2 protein-coding genes are annotated in these 1,047 nt (G+C 59.6%); one reads left to right on the top strand and one right to left on the bottom strand.

Going from position 1 to position 1,047, the window contains the following annotated elements; genetic code table 11:
* The first annotated feature begins 133 nt into the window (after positions 1-133).
* Entirely contained in the window at positions 134-520 is a 387-nt protein-coding gene (locus OQK_RS00880; protein ID WP_016770702.1) for a DUF2784 domain-containing protein, read from the top strand.
* Here the strand turns inward: OQK_RS00880 and OQK_RS00885 are convergent.
* Positions 517-1,044: a DUF3087 domain-containing protein gene (locus OQK_RS00885; RefSeq protein WP_038860192.1), complete on the bottom strand. Its 528-nt coding sequence runs from the start codon at positions 1,042-1,044 to the stop codon at positions 517-519. The genes OQK_RS00880 and OQK_RS00885 overlap by 4 nt on opposite strands.
* Positions 1,045-1,047 lie beyond the last annotated feature (3 nt).

Genomic DNA, 1,047 nt, shown 5'->3' on the forward strand with positions numbered 1-1,047 from the left:
CCATGTGCACCTCACCTCAGAACAGTTGATGATCGTTAAAGGGTAGAACACTTTTGCGCGCCCGAATTCACCAAGGAATTTTGTCCCGCGCGGCGTACCATAGCGCCATCCACCCTTACGTCAGGAAGACGCCATGCTCTACCGAATCGCCGCCGACGGGCTGGTGCTGTTTCACTTGTGTTTCATCTTGTTCGTGCTGTTCGGCGGGCTGCTGGTGCTGCGCTGGCCACGTTTGATGTGGCTGCACTTGCCGGCGGCCGCATGGGGCGTGGCGGTCGAGGTATTGCACCTGACCTGTCCGTTGACCTACTGGGAAAACCTCATGCGCCACGCGGCCGGGCAGACCGAATACGCCGACGGCTTCATTGAGCATTACATCTGGCCGATCATCTACCCGGCCGGTCTGACGCCGCAGATTCAACTGGCCCTCGGCAGCGTGGTGCTGGCGGTCAACCTGTTGGTGTACGCACGACTGCTGCGCTCATGGAAATTGCGCCGGGCCCGGCGCATTCCGTTTTAACGCGAGGCCGGTTTCAACGTTTCCAGCCACTGCGGATCGAAGCGTGGCTGGTCAGAATCAAGTCCCTGCGCCTGCATCCGCGCCTTGTGCTGTTCGACTTCGTCACGCAGTTGTCCATGATCGCTGGAGTTGCCGTCCAGCTCATGCATTTGCAGCAATCCGAGGTGATAGAAACGCAACACCTTCATCGCCGTCGGATCGTTGTTCTGCACCGCGGCTGTCACCTGATGCATGACATTGGTGATGCTCATCAGATTGCGCTTGAGGCGCCAGCTGTACACCGCCGGGGCCATCCAGGTCTGATGCCAGAAACGCCCGCGCAACAGCGCCGCCGTCAGCAGAAACGCCACGAATACGCCGCCGACATTGAAACGCAGGTTATCCCCGTCGGGTTCACCGAACACTGCCACCGCAACCGACGAAAACAGCATGGCCAGCAGCAGAAACAGCACGGCGATGATGATCGTGCTACGGCGGGTCTGCTGACGAAAGGTAGCGGGGTCCATCGGCTGAATCTCGAACATCGA

The sequence above is a fragment of the Pseudomonas sp. R62 genome, assembly GCF_000257605.1.
Taxonomy (GTDB): Bacteria; Pseudomonadota; Gammaproteobacteria; order Pseudomonadales; family Pseudomonadaceae; genus Aquipseudomonas; species Aquipseudomonas atacamensis.